23 protein-coding genes and 1 tRNA gene are annotated in these 21,296 nt (G+C 68.0%); 11 read left to right on the forward strand and 13 right to left on the reverse strand.

Going from position 1 to position 21,296, the window contains the following annotated elements; all coding sequences use genetic code 11:
- Positions 1–14: 14 nt before the first annotated feature.
- From ACV7NO_RS00205 to ACV7NO_RS00230, 6 genes are all read left to right on the forward strand, one after another.
- Positions 15–959: a hypothetical protein gene (locus tag ACV7NO_RS00205; RefSeq protein ID WP_463404027.1), complete on the forward strand. Its 945-nt coding sequence runs from the start codon at positions 15–17 to the stop codon at positions 957–959.
- Positions 952–1,605: a hypothetical protein gene (locus tag ACV7NO_RS00210; protein WP_463404028.1), complete on the forward strand. Its 654-nt coding sequence runs from the start codon at positions 952–954 to the stop codon at positions 1,603–1,605. Before ACV7NO_RS00205 ends, ACV7NO_RS00210 begins: the two co-directional genes overlap by 8 nt.
- 83 nt (positions 1,606–1,688) lie before the next feature.
- The gene (locus ACV7NO_RS00215; RefSeq protein WP_463404029.1) at positions 1,689–2,102 is read left to right on the forward strand and encodes a hypothetical protein; all 414 of its coding nucleotides are present in this window, start codon (positions 1,689–1,691) and stop codon (positions 2,100–2,102) included.
- A 50-nt stretch (positions 2,103–2,152) separates the two neighbouring features.
- On the forward strand, positions 2,153–3,508 hold the full coding sequence (locus tag ACV7NO_RS00220; RefSeq protein ID WP_463404030.1) for a site-specific DNA-methyltransferase: 1,356 nt from the start codon (positions 2,153–2,155) through the stop codon (positions 3,506–3,508).
- Positions 3,505–3,843: a DUF5681 domain-containing protein gene (locus ACV7NO_RS00225; RefSeq protein WP_463404031.1), complete on the forward strand. Its 339-nt coding sequence runs from the start codon at positions 3,505–3,507 to the stop codon at positions 3,841–3,843. The genes ACV7NO_RS00220 and ACV7NO_RS00225 overlap by 4 nt, the downstream gene beginning before the upstream one ends.
- Before the next feature lie 119 nt (positions 3,844–3,962).
- Entirely contained in the window at positions 3,963–4,274 is a 312-nt protein-coding gene (locus ACV7NO_RS00230; protein ID WP_463404032.1) for a hypothetical protein, read from the forward strand.
- Positions 4,275–5,041: 767 nt separating this feature from the next.
- On the opposite strand, the gene ACV7NO_RS00235 is transcribed toward ACV7NO_RS00230, so the two are convergent.
- Positions 5,042–5,132 (reverse strand) — tRNA-Ser (locus tag ACV7NO_RS00235).
- A 98-nt stretch (positions 5,133–5,230) separates the two neighbouring features.
- Here ACV7NO_RS00235 and ACV7NO_RS00240 point away from each other — a divergent pair.
- Positions 5,231–6,190, forward strand: coding sequence for a peptidylprolyl isomerase (locus tag ACV7NO_RS00240; protein WP_463404033.1), 960 nt, complete (start codon positions 5,231–5,233; stop codon positions 6,188–6,190).
- 12 nt (positions 6,191–6,202) lie between these two features.
- Here the strand turns inward: ACV7NO_RS00240 and ACV7NO_RS00245 are convergent, their stop codons facing one another.
- From ACV7NO_RS00245 to ACV7NO_RS00260, 4 genes are read right to left on the reverse strand one after another with little or no spacing between them, the layout of a single operon-like run.
- Positions 6,203–6,799, reverse strand: a complete 597-nt coding sequence (locus ACV7NO_RS00245) for an ABC-type transport auxiliary lipoprotein family protein (RefSeq protein ID WP_463404034.1) — start codon at positions 6,797–6,799, stop codon at positions 6,203–6,205.
- A gap of 8 nt (positions 6,800–6,807) precedes the next feature.
- Positions 6,808–7,773 (reverse strand): MlaD family protein, encoded by a 966-nt coding sequence (locus ACV7NO_RS00250; RefSeq protein ID WP_463404035.1) that lies wholly within the window; start codon positions 7,771–7,773, stop codon positions 6,808–6,810.
- Positions 7,773–8,618, reverse strand: coding sequence for an ABC transporter ATP-binding protein (locus tag ACV7NO_RS00255; protein ID WP_463404036.1), 846 nt, complete (start codon positions 8,616–8,618; stop codon positions 7,773–7,775). The genes ACV7NO_RS00250 and ACV7NO_RS00255 overlap by 1 nt, the downstream gene beginning before the upstream one ends.
- Complete coding sequence (locus tag ACV7NO_RS00260) at positions 8,618–9,727, reverse strand: MlaE family lipid ABC transporter permease subunit (RefSeq protein WP_463404037.1); 1,110 nt, start codon at positions 9,725–9,727, stop codon at positions 8,618–8,620. The genes ACV7NO_RS00255 and ACV7NO_RS00260 overlap by 1 nt, the downstream gene beginning before the upstream one ends.
- Positions 9,728–9,804: 77 nt before the next feature.
- Here ACV7NO_RS00260 and ACV7NO_RS00265 point away from each other — a divergent pair, with 77 nt between their 5' ends.
- Positions 9,805–10,506, forward strand: a complete 702-nt coding sequence (locus ACV7NO_RS00265) for an HAD family hydrolase (protein WP_463404038.1) — start codon at positions 9,805–9,807, stop codon at positions 10,504–10,506.
- A 17-nt stretch (positions 10,507–10,523) separates the two neighbouring features.
- Here ACV7NO_RS00265 and ACV7NO_RS00270 read toward each other — a convergent pair whose 3' ends face one another.
- The 3 genes from ACV7NO_RS00270 to ACV7NO_RS00280 all read right to left on the reverse strand — a co-directional run bounded on the left by ACV7NO_RS00270 (position 10,524) and on the right by ACV7NO_RS00280 (position 16,298).
- Positions 10,524–11,801, reverse strand: coding sequence for a DUF445 domain-containing protein (locus ACV7NO_RS00270; RefSeq protein WP_463404039.1), 1,278 nt, complete (start codon positions 11,799–11,801; stop codon positions 10,524–10,526).
- 87 nt (positions 11,802–11,888) lie between these two features.
- The gene (locus ACV7NO_RS00275) at positions 11,889–15,107 is read right to left on the reverse strand and encodes an efflux RND transporter permease subunit (protein ID WP_463404040.1); all 3,219 of its coding nucleotides are present in this window, start codon (positions 15,105–15,107) and stop codon (positions 11,889–11,891) included.
- Between the two features lie 12 nt (positions 15,108–15,119).
- Positions 15,120–16,298 (reverse strand): efflux RND transporter periplasmic adaptor subunit, encoded by a 1,179-nt coding sequence (locus ACV7NO_RS00280; RefSeq protein ID WP_463404041.1) that lies wholly within the window; start codon positions 16,296–16,298, stop codon positions 15,120–15,122.
- A gap of 196 nt (positions 16,299–16,494) precedes the next feature.
- On the opposite strand from ACV7NO_RS00280, the gene ACV7NO_RS00285 reads away from it, so the two are divergent.
- Positions 16,495–17,220 (forward strand): SIMPL domain-containing protein, encoded by a 726-nt coding sequence (locus tag ACV7NO_RS00285; protein WP_463404042.1) that lies wholly within the window; start codon positions 16,495–16,497, stop codon positions 17,218–17,220.
- Positions 17,221–17,416: 196 nt separating this feature from the next.
- On the opposite strand, the gene ACV7NO_RS00290 is transcribed toward ACV7NO_RS00285, so the two are convergent.
- The 3 genes from ACV7NO_RS00290 to ACV7NO_RS00300 form a co-directional block, all read right to left on the reverse strand.
- Positions 17,417–17,677 (reverse strand): GlsB/YeaQ/YmgE family stress response membrane protein, encoded by a 261-nt coding sequence (locus ACV7NO_RS00290; protein ID WP_463404043.1) that lies wholly within the window; start codon positions 17,675–17,677, stop codon positions 17,417–17,419.
- Between the two features lie 90 nt (positions 17,678–17,767).
- On the reverse strand, positions 17,768–18,067 hold the full coding sequence (gene sciP, locus ACV7NO_RS00295; protein ID WP_463404044.1) for a CtrA inhibitor SciP: 300 nt from the start codon (positions 18,065–18,067) through the stop codon (positions 17,768–17,770).
- Between the two features lie 112 nt (positions 18,068–18,179).
- Complete coding sequence (locus ACV7NO_RS00300; RefSeq protein WP_463404045.1) at positions 18,180–18,422, reverse strand: hypothetical protein; 243 nt, start codon at positions 18,420–18,422, stop codon at positions 18,180–18,182.
- Between the two features lie 138 nt (positions 18,423–18,560).
- Between ACV7NO_RS00300 and mnmA the strand changes: the two genes are divergently transcribed.
- Positions 18,561–19,664, forward strand: a complete 1,104-nt coding sequence (gene mnmA, locus ACV7NO_RS00305) for a tRNA 2-thiouridine(34) synthase MnmA (protein WP_463404046.1) — start codon at positions 18,561–18,563, stop codon at positions 19,662–19,664.
- Positions 19,665–19,773: 109 nt separating this feature from the next.
- Here the strand turns inward: mnmA and ACV7NO_RS00310 are convergent, their stop codons facing one another.
- On the reverse strand, positions 19,774–20,004 hold the full coding sequence (locus ACV7NO_RS00310; RefSeq protein WP_463404047.1) for a hypothetical protein: 231 nt from the start codon (positions 20,002–20,004) through the stop codon (positions 19,774–19,776).
- 166 nt (positions 20,005–20,170) lie between these two features.
- Between ACV7NO_RS00310 and ACV7NO_RS00315 the strand changes: the two genes are divergently transcribed.
- Complete coding sequence (locus ACV7NO_RS00315) at positions 20,171–20,449, forward strand: UvrB/UvrC motif-containing protein (protein ID WP_463404048.1); 279 nt, start codon at positions 20,171–20,173, stop codon at positions 20,447–20,449.
- A gap of 8 nt (positions 20,450–20,457) precedes the next feature.
- Here ACV7NO_RS00315 and ACV7NO_RS00320 read toward each other — a convergent pair whose 3' ends face one another.
- The gene (locus ACV7NO_RS00320) at positions 20,458–21,267 is read right to left on the reverse strand and encodes a PhzF family phenazine biosynthesis protein (protein ID WP_463404049.1); all 810 of its coding nucleotides are present in this window, start codon (positions 21,265–21,267) and stop codon (positions 20,458–20,460) included.
- Positions 21,268–21,296: the final 29 nt, after the last annotated feature.

The raw sequence follows: 21,296 nt of genomic DNA on the forward strand, positions 1-21,296 counted from the left end.
AGACAGGAGACGTCATGACCGGCCTGAATTCCATCGGCGCACCGCAACGGCATGACCAGGTGCACCGCCGCACCCGCCAGCTCACCCACCAGTCGTCCGCGCGCGAGAATGTTTTCGAGCATCTGCTGCTTGCACAGATCGGCGCCGAAATGCTTGCCCGCTGCGTCGACTATGACGAACTGCACAGCAGCGTCGACAAGGACGGTTATGACGTCCTTCTCGAGGCTGGTGATATCCAGCGCCACATCCAGCTCAAGGTGAAGACTCGCGGCGGCAAACGCAGCGACGTCACCATCCACCGCCGGCTCGCCAGCCGGCCCTCGGGCTGCGTGATCTGGCTGACCTACGATCCTGCAACGCGCAGCTTCTGCGATATCCGCTGGTTCGGCGGCGCGCCGGGTCGACCGCTTCCGGATCCGGGGCACAAGGTGGCACGCCACAGCCGCGGGAATGCGCAAGGTCTCAAGGGCGAACGCCCCGACCACCGTGTCATCTTAGCCCGCCGCTTCGAACGGCTCGAGGATATCGGCCATCTCGTCGACCGGCTGTTCGGCCGCCTGCCGGCAGACCCGCTCGCGTTCCTGTACTCCCGCCTGCGGCCCGACGTACCCGCAGAACCCAGGTGGCTCCAGGACGTCGCCGAAGGCGGGTTCAGAGAAATCCCTGCGGGAACCGGCTGGGGTGATGGCATGGCGCTCGCCGGCATGATCGACGGCTACCGCGTGCTCGAGCTTACCGGCGAGGGCGATCCGGCAGCGTTCCTCGACCAGCAACGCGCCCGGCAGCGATCCACCGGCCGTTGGCCCGGCGATGCCACAGAGTTGTGGATTACCGCCTTCCTCGAAGCCCGCACCGTCCGTTTCGGCAGCAACGATGAAAGCGGCACCACGCCGCACCTCGACCTCCTCATCCAACAGCTGCGCGACGCACTCATCGCGCTGGAGACCGCCCATGCATAGGAGCGTTATCGTCGCCATGATGGCTTCCGCCCTTCTTGCTCACGCGGTGCAGGCAAAGAAGGCGCCAAGGCCGGTGTGGCAGGTCACGCGGACCAGTGATCCGATCACCGGCGCCACCAGCTGCATCGTTGCCGCCTTGGATCAGGCAGCGGGCATCAGCTTCTCGCGCATCGGTGCGCTCTACCCCTTTGTCGAGAACAACAGCGTTCATGGCGTGCTGGTCGGAGTGAGTAGCGGTGGCCGCGTGCGCTTGCCGACCGGTGATATCGTCTGGCGAGTGGATGACCGGCCGTTCCGCACCCTCGCCGCAGCCGACAGCCCCGCGGGGGCAACCGCATCCGCCATCCCACAGGGAAATGCAGCGATCCAAGGCCTTGTCGACCAGCAGATGCGGCTCATAGCCTCAGCCTCCGCGACCAGTACCGTTGCCAGCGGTCAAACCGCCCGCGCGATCCTCGACGAGATGCTCGCTGGCCAGGGACTGGTCTTTCGTGCCGCAACGGCCACCCCCGCTTACGGTCTCCCCGGCGAAGGCGGGCAGCGTGTCGGCCAGATCACCAAGAATGGTCTGCGCCCGTATCCGCTCGACGACAGCTTGCGCGCTGGGCTGAACGCTTGCGGGATCGTCACGACGAGCGATCGCTGAACGGATTGCTGCGACATTCGCGATCTCCCTCCTTCTCAGAGGAAGGTCACCAGTGTATATAACCGCGGACACTGGAGGGAATGATGGACCACGACGAGATGGCGAGGATCGCCGACGAGCATGACACCAAGGCAGCCAAAATCAGGGCGCTGAACGAAGCGGGCTTCAGCACCACCGATATCTCGTCCTTTCTCGGTATCCGTTACCAGCACACATACAATGTGTTGCTGCGTGCAAAACGGATCGGTCGTGACACCGACACTACAGAGCAGGCACCGGTGGTGGCGATGGAGGTCTGCGCTGACGGGACCGTAATGCTACCCCCGTCGCTGCTCGACGCCTACGATCTTCGCAACGGGGGTCAGCTCTTCGTACGGCCGACGGCCGACGGTCTCCTGCTCATGCCGCGACAGGTCGCTGTGACGGAAATGCAGCGCGTCGCGGCCGAACGCATGCCCGAGCATGCCGCGCTGCTTCAAAGCCTCTTGCGCAGTTAGCTGATGTAATACATAGGTACTCCATCAGCCACCATGATGGAGGACGAAGAGTGAACGATAATCATATCCACCGACACACTATCGACCCGCTCAAGGTCGAACTGCGCCCGCTGGGAACGCTCAAGCCTGCCGCCCGCAACGCCCGCCGACACAGCGACCGCCAGATCGAGCAGGTTGCCTCCTCGATCCGTCAGTTCGGCTTCACCAATCCTATCATCATCGATGCCGATGGCACGATCGTTGCCGGTCAGGCGCGTGCCAAGGCAGCACGCCTGCTCAATATCGAAGATGTGCCGACGCTCGCGCTTGCCTATCTCACTCCCGCCGAGCTCAGGGCCTACCGGCTCGCCGACAACAAGATCGCCGCGAACGCCGACTGGGATCCCGATATCCTCCGCCTCGAGTTCGAAGAGCTGGCCCTTCTCGACCTGCCATTCGACCTTGAGGTGACCGGTTTTTCGACCACCGAAATCGACCTCATCCTGGATACCACGCCGGCCGACGCGAAACTCGAGGAAACCCCTGTGCTCGAGCGTCGCGAGGTGACGGGGGTCGAACGCGGTGACCTGTGGATGCTCGGACCCCATCGGATCGTCTGTGGCGACAGCCGTGACCCTGCGGCGTTCGCGCAGCTGATGGATGGTGGCACCGCCCGGATGGTCTTTTCGGACCCACCGTTCAATGTGAAGGTGGACGGCCATGTCGGTGGCCTCGGCCAGACGAAGCATGCCGAGTTCGCTATGGGTAGCGGCGAGATGACCCGGCCTGAATTCACTGCCTTCCTGGCGAGCGTCTTCGCCAATGCCGCAGCCGTTAGTCAGGACGGCGCCATCCATTACCAGTGCATGGACTGGCGTCATATGGGTGAGATGCTGGAGGCCGGACACGGCGTCTATTCCGGGCTTCAGAACCTTTGCGTCTGGGCCAAGGATAATGGCGGCATGGGCAGCTTCTATCGCTCGCAGCATGAGCTGGTGTTCGTGTGGAAGGTGGGGGACGCACCGCATCTCAACACCGTGCAGCTGGGCAAGAACGGGCGCTACCGCACCAACATCTGGACCTACCGCGGCGCAACAAAGACCGGACGCGATGCCGAGCTCGCCATGCACCCGACCGTCAAGCCCGTCACCATGATCATGGACGCCATCAAGGATACGTCCAAGCGTGGCGAGATCGTGCTCGATCCGTTCGGCGGATCGGGCTCGACCCTGATCGCGGCGCACAAGACCGGTCGGCATGGCCGCCTCATTGAATATGAGCCGAACTATTGCGCAGTTACGATCCGGCGCTGGCAGAAGCTGGCGAGGACCGATGCCGTCCTCGCTGCGACCGGCGAAACGTTCGACGCGGTCCACGCGCGCCGTGGCGCCGAGATGGACCGGTTGGCCGAGGATGCGCTGGCATGAGCGGGGATATCCAGCGCACGCGCGCCGGGCAGTTCGCACCCGGTCAGTCGGGCAATGCTGCCGGCGCCCGCAGTCGCAAGTCCAAACCTTTGATGACGCTTGAGGACATTCACCGGACGATCCTCGAGATCGCGGGAAGCGATACGAAGCTGGCGAACGATACGAAAGTCCAGACGATCAGCATACTTGAGCGCAATCTGTGGGTGTTGGCGTCGGGCAAGGGCAATCGCCTTGCCGCAAAGGACTTCATGGATCTGTCGAGGAGCGCCGCCGCCTACTTCGAACTTCGCGAGCGTTACCCCTTGCGGCCGCGGTCCGGTGGCGGGTCGGCCTGATGGTACGGGAGCAAGATGCAGCGGAGCCACTTGCGCCCGGTCATGCTGGCGGCCCGCATTTCCGCACGCACTCGGTAAGAGATCAGTGTGTCCCGCCCCGCCCGTTGCGCGATACCGTGATGGCGATCGCCAATACCCCGGTCGCGGTAACCCGTCCGGACGGCCGGCGTGTCACCGTACCCTTGTTCGAGATGTTGGTGCGTCGGCTGGCAGCCGGCAAGACCAGCCGGCGCATCTCGCCCATGCCCTTCATCGCGCTCGTCATCGCATGCTCGGGGACGGATGCTGATTCATCCCTGATGCCTGAGGCGGCAGGCGCGCGGGAGCCGATGGATGGGAGACTCGTCTCAGCCAGTGACGCCGATGTCGAGGACGCTATCGCTGATCTGCTGCGAATGACCCAGATGGCGGCGCGACGCGAACGCCCCTGAATTTCACCCCTTATACCGTCGGTTACGCCATCAACGGCTGCGACGATAAGATTTGTAAAACGGTGGCGGCGAATCAGGCCACGGTCAGGCCTGCCAGGACATGTTTTCTACCTGCAGCGTCGCCTGTATCGTGCCTGCTGGCGCTCCTGCTGAATTGCGCGTGGCCGTAATATGGCAGCCATCTTTCCGGCTACAAAACAACGACTTGGGTGAGGGATTGCTGGGAAACGACCCAGCCAGCGGTGTCGAAAAAACGAACGTCTCGAACCATGTCGGTCGCGAGGCGCTGGGAAGAGGCGCCATCGGCGGGTCATCTTGCGCCGTATGGGTCGCGTGGACCATTGCCACCGACGCGGGGCGAGCAAAGACTCGCTCCGGGATCCGATCTGAAACCGGTGGGTTTTTGATTCCGTACTGGCCGGGATAGCGGCGGAGAAACCCGGCCCCGATTTTGTATTTCCGGTTTGCAGATGACTCTCCGCACTACCGAACGGTGCAGAAACGGGGCAGTTCTGCGCCATTTCCAGGCCTAAAATCCTGCTACCTCAGTAACTTACGACTGTGTGGCGGAGCGAGACGGATTCGAACTCGGAATACAATCGAGGACAGGCTACTGATTTTACGGGATATTATTCCGAAAACTGTACCAAGAGAAACAATCAGGCCGAATCAGCCACGATTTTCAGAATCCGTACTAAAAACGGAGAAAATTGGCAGTCTGACTCGATCGGTTTTTCCGAAAAACACAGTCGAATCAGGACACTAGGTGGCGGAGCGGGTGGGATTCGAACCCACGATACGCTTTTGACGTATACTCACTTTCCAGGCGAGCGCCTTCGACCACTCGGCCACCGCTCCGCATGCCTCGGAAGGCAGCGCACTAGGCCGGGAGGACGTCGGGTGCAAGGGGTGGGGATGGATTGCGTCCGGCGGCGCGACGGGGCACCATCCCGCGCATGCTTACATCGCTCCTCTCGATCGTCGCCACCCTCGGCCAGGCCGCCGCGGCACAGGCCGCCGCGGCACAGGCCGCCGGACGCGCGCCCGCGGACGCCCCGCCCTCCCCCGCCGCGATCGCGGCGGCCGCGCCTGCCGCGGACTGGCGCGCGATCGCAGCGGCGGACCTGCTGGTGATGCACCTCGCCCCCGATACCGCGGGTGCGCCCCGGCGCATCGTGATCCAGCTGATCCCGGCGCCGGTCTCCGCCGGCCACGTCGCCAACGTCCGCGCGCTCGCTGCCGCCCATTGGTGGGACGGGACGAGCATCAACCGCGTGCAGGACAACTACGTCGCACAATGGGGCGACGCGACCGAAAAGAAGCCCCTGCCCGCCGGGCTGCCCAAGGTGCCCGAGCGCGACTACGACACGGCCATCGCCGCGATCGATCCCGCCGCCACCCGCCCCCTCGCGACCGGCACCGGCACGACCCTGGCGGACGTCTACGCACCCGCGCTCTTCTACTATCGCGGTTTCCCGCTGGCGACCGATCGCAGGACGGCGTGGCCGATCCATTGCTACGGCATGGTGGGGGTCGGCCGGGACCTGTCGCCGGACACGGGCTCCGGCGCGGAACTCTATGCGGTGATCGGCCACGCGCCGCGCCATCTCGATCGCAACGTCGCACTGGTCGGCCGCGTCCTGGAAGGGATCGAGTATCTGTCCGTGCTGCCGCGCGGCACCGGCGGGATGGGCTTCTACGCGCGCCCGGACCAGCGCGTCGCGATCCGCACGATCCGCCTCGCGAGCGACCTGCCCGCCGCGGAGCGACCCCGGTTCGAGTATCTGGCGACCGACACCGACACCTTCGCGCGTTATACGAAGGCGCGACAGAACCGCGAGCTGCCGTTCTTCATCAGGCCCGCGGGCGCGGCGGACGTCTGCAACATTCCGGTGCCGGTACGCGCAGTCCCATAGGGCCGGCCGCGCCTATCGGCCGACCCAGTCCGCGACCTCGCCCGCGATCTGGTTCGCCGCCTGGTTGAGCGCGGGACCCGCCGACGCCGAATCGATCGCGGCGACCGGCACACTGGCGGTAAAGCGGCGCTTCTCGACTCCCTTGCCGTCCGCGCGGACCAGCGCCGCGTCATAGGTGACGACCGCCGCACTGGTCGCGGCATCCAGGCCGAACGACCGCAGCTCGCCCGTCAGCCGCGCGCCGGGATCGGCATAGGCCTGCTCCGTCCCGACGACGATCCGCCCGGTCCGCGCGCCGATCGTGTCCGACAGCACGCGCGCGAACAGCCGCGCGGGCGGCTCGACCCACAGCGCATCCTTCACATACGCCACCGTCGTCGGCGTCGCCTGCACCGGCACCCGCGCGGTCGCGAGCGATTGCGGGGTGGAGGGCACCAGGACGGTGATCGACGAGGTCGCCGCCGCGCTAGACTGGACCTGCCCCGCCGGCACCTGCGCGGTCGCGGTCAGCGTCATCAGCGACGCGGGCGGCTTCGCGCCGAAGCTGATGCACCCGGCGAGCGGCACCGACAGTGCGATCGCGGCGAGCGATACCCGGAGCTTGTTCATCGTCACCCTCACTTGGCCGGCTTGTAATCGGGAAGTTTCGGCGAGCCGACCAGCGAGCTCGCACCCTGCTGGTCGACCTTCTCCGCGATCGAGGCGAACGCGGCAGAGGTGCGACGCAGGTCGAGCACCAGCTGGTTCACCTCGGGGATCGTCCGCTTCGAGAAGGTCTGAAGGCCCGGCCGCGCATCCGCGATCGCGCCGTTGAGCGTCTCGGCGGACTGCTGCGCGGCGGCGATCGCGCCGTTCAGGTTCTTCATCGCGGGCGCCACGTCCTGCGCGATCATGCCGTTGGTGGTCGCCGCAAGCTGCCCGATCGATTGCGCCGCGTCGCCAGCCTGCTGGATCGCGACCCGCGTCTGCGCCAGCGTCGCCGCGATCTCCGGCCCGCGATCGGCCAGCGCATCGGTCAGCCGGTTGGTATTGTCGAGGATACCCGCGATCGACGCCTGGTTCTTGTCGGTCATCAGCCCCGTCAGCCGCTCGGTCAGCGTCGACAGCCGCTCGAGCAGCTGCGGCGCGGAGTTCAGGATCGCGCCCAGCCCGCCCTGCCGCGTCGGGATCACCGGCTTGCCGTAAGGACAGGCCGTCAGCGGATTGCTTTCGGGACACACGATCGCGGGCGCGCCCTTGCGCGCGCCGTCGAGCGAGACGGTGCTGGTGCCGGTGAAGCTGCCCTGGATCGTCGCGGTCGTGCCCTGCACCACCGGCGTATCCTCGTTGACGCTCACCCGGACGCGAACGAACTGGGGATCGGGCTTCCAGAGCGCGATCTCCTTCACCTGCCCCGACGGCACGCCCGAGAAGGTGACCGCGGAGCCCTTGGCCAGCCCGTCGACCGACTGGCGGAAGAAGATGTCATACTCCTTCTCGCTCGTGCCGCCGAGCCGCGCGATCCACACCGTGAACAGCGCCAGCACCGCCAGCAGGATCAGCACGACCGCCCCGACGAGGACGTGGTTGGAACGGGTTTCCATCAGTCGGCCCTCATCGTCGCGGCTGGCGTGGCAGCGGGGGTTTCGGCGCGCGCGCGGCCCTCATGGGCTTCCTGCGTCGCCACGGCCGCGCGGCCGCGCGGTCCCTTGAAATATTCCTCGATCCACGGATGGTCGAGCGCGAGCAGTTCGTCGATCGTCCCTACCGCGATCACCTTCTTGTCGGCCAGCACCGCGACGCGGTCGCAGATCGCGTAGAGCGTATCGAGATCGTGGGTGATGAGGAACACCGTCAGCCCCAGCGTCCGCTGGAGCGACTTGGTCAGCTCGTCAAACGCCGCCGCGCCGATCGGGTCAAGCCCCGCGGTCGGCTCGTCGAGGAACAGCAGCTCGGGATCGAGCGCGAGCGCGCGCGCGAGGCCTGCACGCTTTTTCATGCCCCCCGACAGCTCGGACGGATATTTGGGGCCAGCATCGGGCGGCAACCCGGTCATCACCACCTTGTACGACGCGATCTCGTCGAGCAGCGCCAGATCCAGATCGGGATAGAATTCGCGCAACGGCACCTGCACGTTCTCCGCCACCGTCAGCGTGGAGAACAGCGCGCCGCCCTGGAACAGGATGCCCCAGCGTTTGCGCACGTCGACCGCCTCGGTCGCATCCTTGCCGATCGTCGGCTCGCCGAAGACGGTCACTTCGCCCTCGTCGGGAGTCTGGAGCCCGATGATCGAGCGCATCAGCACCGACTTGCCGGTGCCCGACCCGCCGACGACGCCCAGGATCTCACCCTTGCGCACGTCCAGGTCGAGGCCCTCGTGGATCACCGACTCGCCGAAGCTGTTGCGAAGACCGCGGACCTCGATGATGGTTTCGGCGCGATCGGCCATCAGTTCCACCCGATCCAGGTGAAGAACACCGCGAAGAACGCGTCGAGCACGATCACGAGGAAGATCGCCTGCACCACCGCGGAGGTCGTGCGCGACCCGACCTGCTCGGCATCGCCCTCGACCTGCATCCCCTGGAAACACCCCGCGATCGCGATGATCGCGCCGAACACCGGCGCCTTGACCAGCCCGACATACAGGTCGGTGATCGGCACGACCTCGCGGATCCGCTGCACATAGGTGACCGGCGGAATGTCGAGCTGGAGCCAGGCGAGCAGCCCGCCCCCGATGATCGCGACCAGCGAGGCATAGAAGCCGAGCAGTGGCATCAGCACCACCGCCGCCAGCGTGCGCGGCACCACCAGCGCCTCCATCGGCGACACGCCGATCGTGCGCATCGCATCGATCTCCTCGGTCAGCTTCATCGTGCCGAGCTGCGCTGCGAACGCCGAGCCAGAGCGGCCCGCGACCATGATCGCGGTCATCAGCACGCCGAGCTCGCGCAGCGTGATGCGCCCGATCAGGTTGATCGTGAACACTTCCGCGCCGAACTGGCGCAGCTGCACCGCGCCCTGCTGCGCGATGACGATCCCGATCAGGAAGCTCATCAGCCCGACGATGCCGAGCGCGGACACGCCGACCACCTCGAGCTGCTGGACCACCGCGTTGAACCGGAACCGGCGCGGATGCCGGATCACCGCGCCGAACGCGATCACCGTCGCGCCGAGAAATCCCAGAAGACCCAGCAGCGTTCGGCCCGACGTCACCACCGCATCGCCGACCTCGCCCAGCACGCGCTGGAACGAGCCGACATGCGCGCGGCGCATCGCGACCGGCTGGTCGGCGCGCGCCACCTGGTCCATCAGGTGCGCATTATCCTCGGACAAGCCCTCGATCGTCGCGTCGTGCTCGCGCGCGAAACGGTGGACCACCCAGGCGCCGACGGTGTCGATCCGCTCGACCCGCGACAAGTCGATCCTGCGCACCGCGCCACCGTCCGCCGCGGCAAGCCGCGCCGGCAGGTCGCCGATCATCGACAGGGTCAGATCGCCGGAGAAGCGGAGCGCACCGCCGCCGTCTCCCGTCTGCTCGAAATCGGCCCGCTCGGTCATCGTCGCCACCCTTGCGGGAAACTGCGTGCAACGGCAAGCGGTTCCCCCGAAGAGACGAGCGGAGCCGAGCCAGCGCGATGACCGATCCCGAGACAGACCGCCGCCGCCATCGGCTCGCCATCTACGACATGGACAAGACGCTGACGCATGCGCCGACCTGGACGCCGTTCCTCGTTTCCACGGCGCGCGCGACCACACCGTGGCGCCTCGCGCTGCTGCCGCTCGCGGGGCTCGCCACCGCTGGCTACGCCGCGCGGCTGATCGATCGCGGCCGGCTGAAACAGGCGACGCAGACGCTGCTGCTGGGCGGGCGGCTCACGCCGGACGCTGCGCGCGCCGCCGCCGACGCCTTCGCCGCGCGCGTCGTCGCGACCGGGGTCTTCCGCAGCGCGCGCGAGCGGATCGCGGCGGATCGAGCCGCCGGATACCGCCTCGTCATGGCGACCGCCTCGTACCGCTTCTACGCCGAGGCGATCGCGGAGCGGCTCGGCTTCGACGGCACGATCGGCACCGAGATCGTCGCGAACGATCGCGGCCACATCACCGCGCGGATCCTGGGCGAGAATTGCTACGGCCCCGCCAAGCTGCGGATGATCGAGGCGTGGATGGCGCGCGAGGGGATCGATCGCGACGAGGCGGAGATTCGTTTCTATTCCGATCACGTCTCCGACGCGCCCACCTTCGCATGGGCCGACGAGGCTTTCGTCGTGAACCCGCACGGGGCGCTGCGCACGCTCGCGAAGCTGCGCGGCTGGCCGGTGCTCGACTGGGAGCGATAGGCGCGCCGTCCACCCCCTCACAACGCCGCGTCCACCGCATGGATCGCGACGCCGACCAGTCCGCCCACCAGCGTGCCATTGATGCGGATGAACTGGAGATCCTTGCCCACCGCATTCTCCAGCCGCCGCGTGATCGTGCCTGCATCCCACCCGCGCACCGTCTCAGACACCAGCCTGACGATCCCGTCGCCATAGTCGGATGCGGTGCCGACCACCGCGCGGCGGAAGAACCGGTTCAGCGTCGCGCGCAGCCGCGCATCGCGCTCGAGCGTCTCCCCCAACTGCTTCAGCGCCTCGCCGAACTTGCCCGCCAGCAGCTTTTCGGGATCGCGCGCGATCCGCAGCATCGCGGTGCGCGCCTGCTCCCACAGCCCGTTGATCCAGCCCTGCATCGCCGGGTTCTCAAGCAGCGCCAGCTTCAGCGACTCCACGCGCGCGCGCATCTCGGGAGAGTGCTGGAGATCGCGCGCCAGCGTCGCCAGGCCCTCCTCCGCCTTCTCGCGCAAGGGATGTTCCGGATCGTCCGCGATGTCCGCGACGAGTTTTTCCAGCCCGTCGATGATCTTGTTCGACAGGGTTTCGTCGAGCCCGGTCCAGCGCATGATGGATCCCGCGCGATCGTGCACCATCGCGCGCACCAGATGCTCGTTCGCGCGCAGGACGTGACCCGTCCACCGGGCGATGCCGTCGAGGATCGGCAAATGCCGGTCCTGCGCCATCGCCGCCGCCAGCCCCTGCCCCAGCAGCGGCGCCAGATCGATGTTCCGGACCTGCTGGACCATCGCGCCGCGGACCATCCCGCCCAGCCGTTCCTGATCGAGCGCCTGCAAGATCTCGACCGCGAGGCGTGACGAGCCGCGCGTCAGCCGCTTGCTCGACGCGCCCGGATTGGCGAGCCACGCGCCCGCCACGCTCGCCATGTCCATCCGCCGCATCCGGCGCGAGATCACGACCGGGGTCAGGAAATTGTCACGCAGGAACGCCGCCAGCGTGTCGCCGATCCGGTCCTTGTTGCGCGGCACGATCGCGGTGTGCGGGATCGGCAGGCCGAGCGGGTGGCGGAACAGCGCGGTCACCGCGAACCAGTCCGCAAGGCCGCCGACCATCGCGGCCTCCGCGAACGCGCGGACATAGCCCGGCCACGCGCCGGTATCGGGATGCGCGCCCTGCCACGCCCGCACGGCCAGGAACGTCGCCGCCATCGCGACCAGCAGCCCGGTCGCGATCCAGCGCATGCGGACCAGCGCCGCGGGCGTCGGGTCGTGAGGAAGCCGCCCGCGGGCGATGGAGATCATGCCCGAAACAATCCCTGACGCGCGGGATAGTTCAGGCCTATTCGTGCCCGCCCTCCCGATCGCGCGCGTCGATCGGGAGGGCCGGGGTCACTCCGCCGGCTGCGCGTCGTCGTCGCCATAGCCCAGCTTGCCCTGCGGCGCGCCGATAGCGCCCGCGGTGGCGGTGGGGCCGATCACTTTCGAGCCGTCGTCGCCGGGACGATAGCTGAGCAGCCGGCGGCCCAGCCGCGGCCCGACCCAGCGCTCGACGCCGACGGCCAGGCTGAACGCCGCGGGCACGATGACGAGCGTCAGGATGGTCGACAGGGCCAGCCCGCCGATCACCGTGATGCCCATCGGCGCGCGCCACGATCCGTCGCTGCCGATCGACAGCGCGGTCGGCACCATTCCCGCGATCATCGCCACCGTCGTCATCACGATCGGCTGCGCGCGCTTGTGCCCGGCATCGATGATCGCGGTGCGGATCGGCACGCCCTTGTCCATTTCCTCCAGCGCGAAATCGATCAGCAGGATCGAGTTCTTGGCGACGATGCCCAGCAGCATCAGCAACCCGATATAGACCGGCATCGAGATCGCGTTGCCCGTCACCCACAGTGCCAGCAACCCGCCCAGCGGCGCGAGCAGCAGCGATCCCATGTTGACCAGCGGCGGCAGCAGCCGGCGATACAGCAGCACCAGCACCGCGAAGACGAGGAACACGCCCGATACCACCGCGGTCAGGAAGTTCTGGATCATCTCCGCCTGCCACTTCGTCTGGCCGAGCACGAGCTCGCCCACGCCCAGCGGCAGGTTCTTCATCGTCGGCAGCGCCTTGATCTGCTTCATCGCGACGCCGCTGACGATGCCGGGCGCGAGGTCGGCGCCGATCGTGATCTGGCGCTGCTGGTTGTTGCGCTGGATCTTCGTCGGCCCCGCGCCGAACCCGATCTCCGCGACCAGGCTCAGCGGCACTGATCCGCCGCTCTGCGTCTGCACCGGCAGCGTCTGGATCGTCGACAGCCGCTCGCGCGAGCCCTGGTCGAGCGCGACGCGGATCGGGATCTGGCGATCGCTCAGCGAGAAGCGCGCGCTGTTCTGGTCGATGTCGCCCAGCGTCGCGATCCGGATCGCGTTCGACAGCGCGTTGGTCGTCACCCCCAGGCTGGCGGCGAGATCGAGCCGCGGCTTGATGACGATTTCCGGCCGGTTGAGATCGCCCGAGATCCGCGGCGCGACCAGCACCGGCAGCGTGGCCATCTCCGCCACCACCTTGTTCGCGGTCTGGCGCAACACCACCGGATCGTCGCCGCCCAGCGTGATCGAGACGTCGCGGTTGCTGCCGCCCCAGCCGAACTGCGACTGGAAGTTGGCGCGCGCGTCCGGGATCTTGGCCAGCTCGGGCGCCAGGCTGCGCTCGAACTCGGTCGACTTCATCTTGCGGTCCTCGCGCAGCTGCGCGGTGACGCGTCCGGTGCCGACGCCGGCGCGCGCGTAGACCGTCTCGACGTCGGGCTGTTTGGCCAGCAGCGCGGCGACGCGCTGCACGACGATCTTGGTCTGCGCCAGCGTGGTGCCCGGCACCATCTCGATCGCGACCGAGCTGCGCTCGTTGTCCTGCGCGGGCTGGAACTGCTGCGGCAGCACGCCGAACATCACCAGCGTCAGCACGAACGCGACGATGCCCGTCGCGCTCACCCAGATGCGGTGGTCGCGGAACTTGGCCAGCATCCGCCGGACCACGCCCCGGCCCGCCGCCGCCGCCTTCGCGCGCCGGTCGTCGAGCGTCCAGGCGAGCATGCCGACATAGGCGTCCATCATCCGCCCCTCGCCGTGCGACGCGCTGCCGTGCGCCTTCAGGAAATAGGCCGCGATCATCGGCGTGAGCAACCGCGCGACGGCAAGGCTCATCAGCACCGAGGCGACGACGGTGAGTCCGAAATTCTTGAAGAACTGGCCCGAGATGCCCGGCATCAGCCCGACCGGCAGGAACACCGCGACGATCGCCATCGTCGTCGCCAGCACCGCCAGCCCGATCTCGTCCGCCGCGTCGATCGACGCCTGATACGCGTTCTTGCCCATCCGCATGTGACGGACGATGTTCTCGATCTCCACGATCGCATCGTCGACCAGCACGCCCGCGACCAGGCTCAGCGCCAGCAGCGTCATCTGGTTCAGCGTGAAGCCCAGCAGGTCCATGAACCAGAAGGCGGGGATCGCGGACAGCGGGATCGCCAGCGCGGAGATGATCGTCGCGCGCCAGTCGCGCAGGAACAGGAACACCACCAGTACCGCCAGCACCGCGCCCTCGATCATCGCATGGATCGCGGACTCATACTGTTCCTCGGCATATTTCGCGCCGTTGTTGCGCAGCTTGAACTTCACGCTGGGGTTGCGCGCCTCCAGCGCCTTCAGCTTCTTCGTCGCTTCGGCGAAGACCGTGACGTCGGACGCGCCCTTGGCGCGCTTGAAGTCGAAGCTGAGCACCGGGCGTCCGTCGACCGCGGCCCAGTTGCGTTGCTCGGCGTACAGGTCGCGGACCTGCGCGATGTCGGACAGGCGGATCGTGCGGCCGCTGCCGACGTTGATCTGCGTCTGGCCCAGGACATAGGCGTTCTTGGCGTTGCCCAGCACGCGCACCGACTGTTCGGAGCCCGCGATCTCCGCCCGCCCGCCCGCCGCGTTCAGGTTCACCTGGCGCAGCTGCTGGTTCACCTGAGTCGCGGTCAGCCCCTGCGCCGCCAGCTTGGCGGGATCGAGGATCACGCGGATCTCGCGGCTGACGCCGCCGTTGCGCTCCACCGCGGCGAGGCCCGGGATCGACAGCAGCGTCTTGGCGACCGTGTTGTCGATGTACCAGCTCAGCTGCTCGACGGTCATGTCGGTGCCGATCACCGAATAGCTGCCCAGATCGTTGTCGGTGGTGTTCGCGCGCATGATCTGCGGCTCGAGGATCCCCTCGGGCAGGTTGCTGCGCACCTGGCTGACCGCGTCGCGCACGTCGCTGACGGCACGGTCGATCGGGGTGCCGATGTCGAGCTGGATGACGGTGGTCGAATTGCCTTCGGACACGTCGGAGCTGATCTCGTCGATGCCCTGGAGCGAACGCACCGCCGCCTCGACGCGCTGGGTCACCTGCGTCTCCAGCTCGGTCGGCGCCGCGCCGGGCTGGCTGATCTGGACGATGACGACCGGGAAGTCGATGTCGGGATCGTTGTTCACGTCCATTCGCATGAAGCTGACGACGCCCGCCACCGTCAGCATCAGGAACAGGACGATCGACGGCACCGGGTTGCGGATCGACCAGGCGGAGATGTTGCGGAAGCTCATCGTCGTCGCCCCTTACTTGGCCTTCAGCACCGGCTTGATCTTCTGCCCCGCGTTCAGGAACGCGCCGGCCGACAGCACCACCTTCTCGGTGCCCGCCAGCCCGCTCGCGATCGCGACGCTGCTGTCGGCGACCGCGCCCAGCGTGATCGCCTTGCGCGACACCTTGTTGGCCGCGTCGACGACATACACGAAATTGCCCTGGTCGTCGCTCTGGATCGCGGACTGCGGCAGTTCGGGCAGCTCGCTCGTCCCGCCGACGATCGTCGCGGAGGCGAACCCGCCCGGGCGCAACGCGGGATCGTAGCGGAGCGCGATCCGCGCGATCCCCTGCCGCGTCTGCGGATCGATCACGGGCGACACCTGCCACACCTGTCCCGCGAACGACTGCGTCCCGCCCACCGGGGTCACCTGCGCGCGCGCGCCGGGGCGCAGGCCCTGCAGGTCACCTTCGGAAAGCTGCGCGCGCATCTCCATCTCGCCGCCCTTGGCCATGCGGAACAGCATGCCGCTGCCGGAGCTGACGATCTGCCCGGGCTCGACGCCGCGGGTCAGGATCAGCCCGGCGGCGGGCGCGCGGATGTCGAGCCGGCCGTTGCGCGCGCGCTGCTCGGCGGCGGTCGCCTGGCTCACCTTCAGCCGCGCGGCGGCGGCGTCGCGGGTCGCGATCCGGCGCTGGACGTCGGCCTGGCTGATGAAGCCGCGCCCGACGAGTTGCTGCGCGCGATCGAGCTCGGCCTGCGCCAGCGTCAGGTCGGATCGCGCGACGCCGATCTGCGCGCCCAGCGACGCCGCGGTCTGCGTCTGCACCGAGCGGTCGACGGTCGCCAGCACCTGCCCCGCCCCCACCCACTGGCCGGGCTCGACCAGCACGCGCGTCACCATCCCGCCCTCGCCCGCGACGCCGACGGGCATCTCGCGGCGCGCCGCCAGCGTGCCTGTCGCGGAAATCGCGGCGTCGACGACGTGGCGACCGGGGACGATCACGGTGACGGTCGGGATCTGCTCGGTCGGGCCCGTCTTCGGCGCCGCGGGCTTGCGCCCCATCACCGCCCAGGCGCCCGCGATCGCGATCAGCGCGACGATCACGCCGATGACGATCCACTTGCGGCGCGAGCGCGGCGCTTCGCCGCCCTCCAGCGCCAGCGGTTCCGCGCCCGAGCCCGCATCGATCCTGCCGGTATCGTAATTCATGCCCGTCACGTCCCGTTCCCACCCCGTCGGAGCTCGCGCCCCTCTCACGCCTGCTGTGTTATACAAATAAGTCACCACGCTCAAGCGGAAACGCGGGCATCGCGCCAATGCGGTGCAATCCGGGCTTTTTCGTGACGTTCAGCCGCGGTTGATCCACGCGGGCGCACAGCGTCGTGCACCAGAACCGGGAGATACCATGACCAAGACGCTATCCTACGCCGCCCTGCTCGCGCCGCTGCTCGCCGCCGCCGCGGCGCCCGCCGGCGCGCAGACGCTGCCGATCCTGCCCGATGCGACGCTGCTCGAGGTGTCCGCCGAGGGACGGACGCTGCGGACCCCCGACATCGCGACGATTCGCGCGGGCGTCACCACGCAGGCCGACACCGCCGCCGCCGCCGCGAGCGAGAATGCCGGGCGCATGGCGCGCGTCGTCGCCGCCTTGAAGCGCGCCGGCATCGCCGATCGCGACGTCTCCACCGCCAACGTCGCGCTGTCGCCGCGCTATCGCTACGCGGACAACATGCCCCCGGTCATCACCGGCTATCAGGCGTCGAACAGCGTATCGGTCCGCTTCCGCGACATCGCGAAGAGCGGACGCGCGCTCGACGTGCTGGTCAAGGAAGGCGCCAACGAGATCAACGGCCCCAGTTTCTCGCTCGACAAGCCCGACGTCGCGCTCGACGAGGCGCGTACCGATGCGATCGCCCGCGCCCGCGCCCGCGCCGATCTCTACGCGAAAGCCGCCGGGATGCGCGTCGACCGGATCGTGTCGATCGTCGAGTCAGGCGAGGATGCAGGCGGCTCGCCCCCGCCGATGGTGATGCAGATGGCCCGCGCGAAGGCCGAGTCGGCGGATACCGTCGTGATGCCGGGCGAAACCGCGGTCACCGCCCGCGTGCAGGTGCGCTTTCTGCTGAAGTAGAGGTAGATCGGACGGACCGTCACCCCGGCCTTGTGCCGGGGTCCACCGTTCCGCGAACCGGCCAGCCGGCGATGACGGGCATGCGTGGATCCCGGCAGAGGCCGGGGTGATGATGCGACGGCCTTTGGCCATCCACGAAAAGGGGCCGCCCGGCGTACCGGACGGCCCCTTTTACTACAGGTGACGAACCCGAAGTTTAGCGAACGCGGCCGCGACGGACCAGGTTCACGATCGCCAGCAGGATGACGGCACCCAGCAGCGACACCAGGAACGAGTAGAGCGTCAGCGGCGCGTTGTTGATCGACCCGCCCGACAGGACCAGCCCGCCGAGGAACGCGCCGACGATGCCGACGATGATGTTGAGGAAGATGCCCTGCTGCGCATCGGTCCGCATGATGATGCTGGCGAGCCAGCCGATGACGCCGCCGATGACGAGCCAGATAAGAAGGTTGATCATGACGCACTCCCCTGAATGATGCCCGACACATCCGGGCGCTGGGAAGGAAAAGTCATGACCGCGACGATTGTTCCGTTATCGTAACCGCAATCAGTATTTCTGCTGGCGCTCGTACAGCGACTTGTAGTGCTGGATCCGCGTCACACGGAGCCCGGGCATGCCGGAACGGTCGATCGCGCGCTGCCAGCCGGCGAACTCCTCCACCGTCAGACCGTACCGCTCGCAAACCTCGTCGACGTTCAGCAGCCCGCCGTTCACCGCCGCGACCACCTCGGCCTTGCGCCGCACGACCCACCGCGTCGTCGAGGGCGGCGGCAGCGAATCGAGCGTGAGCGCCTCGCCGAGCGGTCCGATGACTTTGGCGGGACGGATCTTCTGGTTCTCGATCATACTCAACCTCGATGACTGATGCGGGGTACTGCGACCTTCCCCGGCTGGTTCTTGCCGGCACCATACTGCCGGGTCTTCAACATGGCCTGAAACGGCTAGGTTAACGCGCGCTTCATTCACGACCTCCCCGCCCGATCGACCAGGTTGCGATCAACCGCGCGACACCGCCGTTGAACGCCCCGTGCAGCGGCGCGAACAGCGTGCCCTCCACCGGGCGCGCGATCAGCCGGGCATGGCGCACCGATGTCGGGCTCGCGGCCTGGCGTGCCGCGACGCCCACCATCAGCAACGCCAGGTCGGGCGGCAACACCGTGACCTGCACATCCTTCTCGAAACGGGGAAAGCTCAGGTCCACGCTGTACTGGTCTCGCTCGACTCTCGGGATCGAGGCTCTAGCGCGCAGGGTCTGAAGGTCGCGTAAAGCCGGGTGAAACGCTTCGTTTATCGAGATTACTTTCGTCGCGATCTCTGAGCGGCTATTGTCGCGCGGATCATGAACCCCATCGATTTCCAGCTCGGCGCCGACCTCTCCGGCAAGCGGATCGTCGTCGCGATGTCGGGCGGCGTCGACAGCTCGGTCGTCGCCGCGCTCGCCGCGCGCACCGGCGCGGAGACGATCGGCGTCACGCTCCAGCTCTACGACCACGGCGAGGCGACGAAGCGCGCCGGCGCGTGCTGCGCGGGCGCCGACATCCGCGACGCGCGCGCGGTGTGCGACCGGCTCGGCATCGCGCACTATGTCTTCGATCACGAGACGAGCTTCCGCGAGACCGTCGTCGAGCGGTTCGCCGACGAGTATCTTGCCGGCCGCACCCCGATCCCCTGCGTCCAGTGCAACATGGGGCCCAAGTTCACCGACCTTCTGGCGCTCTCACGCGAACTCGGCGCGGACTGCCTCGCGACCGGTCACTATGTCCGCCGCGTCGAGAATCCTGCCGGCGCCGAACTCCACCGCGGCGCCGATCCCGCACGCGACCAGAGCTATTTCCTGTTCGCGACGACGCAGGCGCAGCTCGACTATCTCCGCTTCCCGCTGGGCGACCTGCCCAAGGCGCGCGTCCGCGAACTCGCCGCCGAGCTCGCGCTCGCGGTCGCGGCGAAGCCCGACAGCCAGGACATCTGCTTCGTTCCCGACGGCGACTATGCCGGGCTGGTGAAGAAGCTCCGTCCCGACGCCGACACGCGCGGCGACATCGTCGACCTGTCGGGCGCGAAGCTGGGCGAGCATCGCGGGCTAATCCACTTCACCGTCGGCCAGCGCCGCGGGCTGGAGATCGGCGGCGTGCCCGAGCCGCTCTATGTCGTCCGGCTCGACGCCGCGTCGAAGCAGGTCGTCGTCGGCCCGCGCGCTGCGCTGGCGGTATCCGCGGCGCGGCTGGAGGCGATGAACGTCCTCGGCCCGCTCGACGGCGCGCTCTCGGTGAAGGTGCGCTCGATGGCGAGGCCCGTTCCCGCACGGATGATCGGCGACCGCGTCGTGTTCGAGGCGCCCGAATATGGCGTGTCCCCCGGCCAGGCCGCGGTGCTGTATGCGGGCGATCGCGTCATGGGCGGCGGCTGGATCGCCGCGACCGAAGCGGCGGCGCTGGCGGCCTGACCAAAAAAGCCGGCCCGGCGGTCAGGCCGGGCCGCAGGGTCGCCCAAGGGAGCTTCCTTGGCGTGCGGGGGCGGCGCGACGGGGCAGGTGTCGCGCCGCGAGGGGAAATCTACAGCGCGTTGCCGCCGGTCGCGTTCTCGGAGACGTTGGCCTCGAGCGGCACCGCGAGGTTTTCGGTCGCGAGCACGTTCTCGTCGGTCAGCGTCTCGTTGCCTGCGTCGAGATCGGTCGCGGTGATGTCGTTCGCGACGACCGCATTGTCCGCCGCGGGCTCCTTCGAGCACGCCGCAAGCGACAGGCCGGCGGCAGCGACAGTGGCGAGAATGGCGAGTTTCTTCATCAAGACTGGTCCCTTTTCGATCGCGCCCGGCTCGCGTCGACAGGACACAGTCGGTACGCCACTCAAACTCTACTATGCCGATAGGATTTCAACGCGAGTCGATCTTTAGCATTGCCAAGCTGCGCTTGTGCCGCAACGCAATCTCCCATCTGCACGTTACAGGCGCATGGCGACGATCAAAGACCTTCAGGCGGACATGGACGCCGCCGCCGCCGCACTGGATTTCGAGCGCGCGCGCGGGTTGCGCGATCGCATCGCCCGGATCCGCGACGGCGGCGACGACGTGCCCGATCTCGACACCACCGGGCTGACGCGCCAACAGCCCGGCGCGATGGGGCTCGGCACCAGCCAGCAGCGCATCACCCCGCCCGAGGGCTGGGTGAAACCGCGCAAGCCCGATCCGATGACGCGCGGCACTTCGCGCCGCGGCCGGCGATCCGGCTGACGCCGGCGTCAGGCGAGCAAGAACGTCCCTTCGATCACCGTCACGCAGGCGCCGCCCAGCACCACCCGGTCGCCCTCGACCCGGCAGGTCGATCGCCCGCCCCGCACGCTCAACTGCGCCGCGCGCATCCGCTCGCGGCCCAGTCGGTGCGCCCAGTAGGGCGTCATCACCGCATGGGCCGAGCCGGTCACCGGATCCTCGTCGATCCCGAACGCGGGCACGAACACCCGGCTGACGAAGTCCTCCGCCTCGCCCGGCGCCGCGACGATCGCGACATACGGCCCCAGCGCGGCCAGCGCGCGCATGTCCGGCGCGCACGCACGCACAGCCGCCTCGTCCGCGACGATCACGAGGCCATAGCCCCTGTCGTGCCAGAGCGTCTCGACAGCGGCAACGCCCAGCGCCGCGACCATGTCGGGCAGCGGCGCGGGCACCGGCGCCCATGCCGGCAACGCCATTGCATAGCCGGCGCCCCCCGCCCCGACCGGATCGCGCGCCACCTCCAGCACGCCCGCCTGCCGCGTCGCGAACCGCACGCGCTCGCGCGCCGGGTCCGACGCCAGCACGACATGCCCGCTCGCCAGCGTCGCATGCCCGCACAGCGCGACTTCGGCGCCCGGCGTGAACCAGCGCAGCTCGAAATCGGCATCGTCCGCATCCGTCGGGACGAGGAACGCGGTCTCCGACAGGTTGTTCTCCTGCGCGACCTTAAGAAGCACGTCGTCGTCGAGCCACGCCGCCAGCGGCATCACCGCCGCCGGATTGCCCGCGAACGCCACGCTCGCGAACGCATCGACCTGCGTGAAGGGTATCCGCATTACAGCTTCCCGAACCTCATGCGGCTCAC

This window comes from Sphingomonas sp. Ell38C01 (genome assembly GCF_055231975.1).

Excerpts from the sequence above, each read along its gene's own strand:
- ACV7NO_RS00240 (WP_463404033.1), top strand. The coding sequence starts at position 5,231 with ATGCTTACATCGCTCCTCTCGATCGTCGCCACCCTCGGCCAGGCCGCC.
- sciP (WP_463404044.1), bottom strand. The coding sequence starts at position 18,067 with ATGATCGAGAACCAGAAGATCCGTCCCGCCAAAGTCATCGGACCGCTC.
- ACV7NO_RS00260 (WP_463404037.1), bottom strand. The coding sequence starts at position 9,727 with ATGACCGAGCGGGCCGATTTCGAGCAGACGGGAGACGGCGGCGGTGCG.
- ACV7NO_RS00230 (WP_463404032.1), top strand. The coding sequence starts at position 3,963 with ATGGCGATCGCCAATACCCCGGTCGCGGTAACCCGTCCGGACGGCCGG.
- ACV7NO_RS00225 (WP_463404031.1), top strand. The coding sequence starts at position 3,505 with ATGAGCGGGGATATCCAGCGCACGCGCGCCGGGCAGTTCGCACCCGGT.
- ACV7NO_RS00245 (WP_463404034.1), bottom strand. The coding sequence starts at position 6,799 with ATGAACAAGCTCCGGGTATCGCTCGCCGCGATCGCACTGTCGGTGCCG.
- ACV7NO_RS00310 (WP_463404047.1), bottom strand. The coding sequence starts at position 20,004 with ATGAAGAAACTCGCCATTCTCGCCACTGTCGCTGCCGCCGGCCTGTCG.
- ACV7NO_RS00210 (WP_463404028.1), top strand. The coding sequence starts at position 952 with ATGCATAGGAGCGTTATCGTCGCCATGATGGCTTCCGCCCTTCTTGCT.
- ACV7NO_RS00215 (WP_463404029.1), top strand. The coding sequence starts at position 1,689 with ATGGACCACGACGAGATGGCGAGGATCGCCGACGAGCATGACACCAAG.
- ACV7NO_RS00250 (WP_463404035.1), bottom strand. The coding sequence starts at position 7,773 with ATGGAAACCCGTTCCAACCACGTCCTCGTCGGGGCGGTCGTGCTGATC.
- ACV7NO_RS00285 (WP_463404042.1), top strand. The coding sequence starts at position 16,495 with ATGACCAAGACGCTATCCTACGCCGCCCTGCTCGCGCCGCTGCTCGCC.
- ACV7NO_RS00265 (WP_463404038.1), top strand. The coding sequence starts at position 9,805 with ATGACCGATCCCGAGACAGACCGCCGCCGCCATCGGCTCGCCATCTAC.
- ACV7NO_RS00315 (WP_463404048.1), top strand. The coding sequence starts at position 20,171 with ATGGCGACGATCAAAGACCTTCAGGCGGACATGGACGCCGCCGCCGCC.
- ACV7NO_RS00280 (WP_463404041.1), bottom strand. The coding sequence starts at position 16,298 with ATGAATTACGATACCGGCAGGATCGATGCGGGCTCGGGCGCGGAACCG.
- ACV7NO_RS00275 (WP_463404040.1), bottom strand. The coding sequence starts at position 15,107 with ATGAGCTTCCGCAACATCTCCGCCTGGTCGATCCGCAACCCGGTGCCG.
- ACV7NO_RS00255 (WP_463404036.1), bottom strand. The coding sequence starts at position 8,618 with ATGGCCGATCGCGCCGAAACCATCATCGAGGTCCGCGGTCTTCGCAAC.
- ACV7NO_RS00205 (WP_463404027.1), top strand. The coding sequence starts at position 15 with ATGACCGGCCTGAATTCCATCGGCGCACCGCAACGGCATGACCAGGTG.
- ACV7NO_RS00270 (WP_463404039.1), bottom strand. The coding sequence starts at position 11,801 with ATGATCTCCATCGCCCGCGGGCGGCTTCCTCACGACCCGACGCCCGCG.
- ACV7NO_RS00320 (WP_463404049.1), bottom strand. The coding sequence starts at position 21,267 with ATGCGGATACCCTTCACGCAGGTCGATGCGTTCGCGAGCGTGGCGTTC.
- ACV7NO_RS00290 (WP_463404043.1), bottom strand. The coding sequence starts at position 17,677 with ATGATCAACCTTCTTATCTGGCTCGTCATCGGCGGCGTCATCGGCTGG.
- mnmA (WP_463404046.1), top strand. The coding sequence starts at position 18,561 with ATGAACCCCATCGATTTCCAGCTCGGCGCCGACCTCTCCGGCAAGCGG.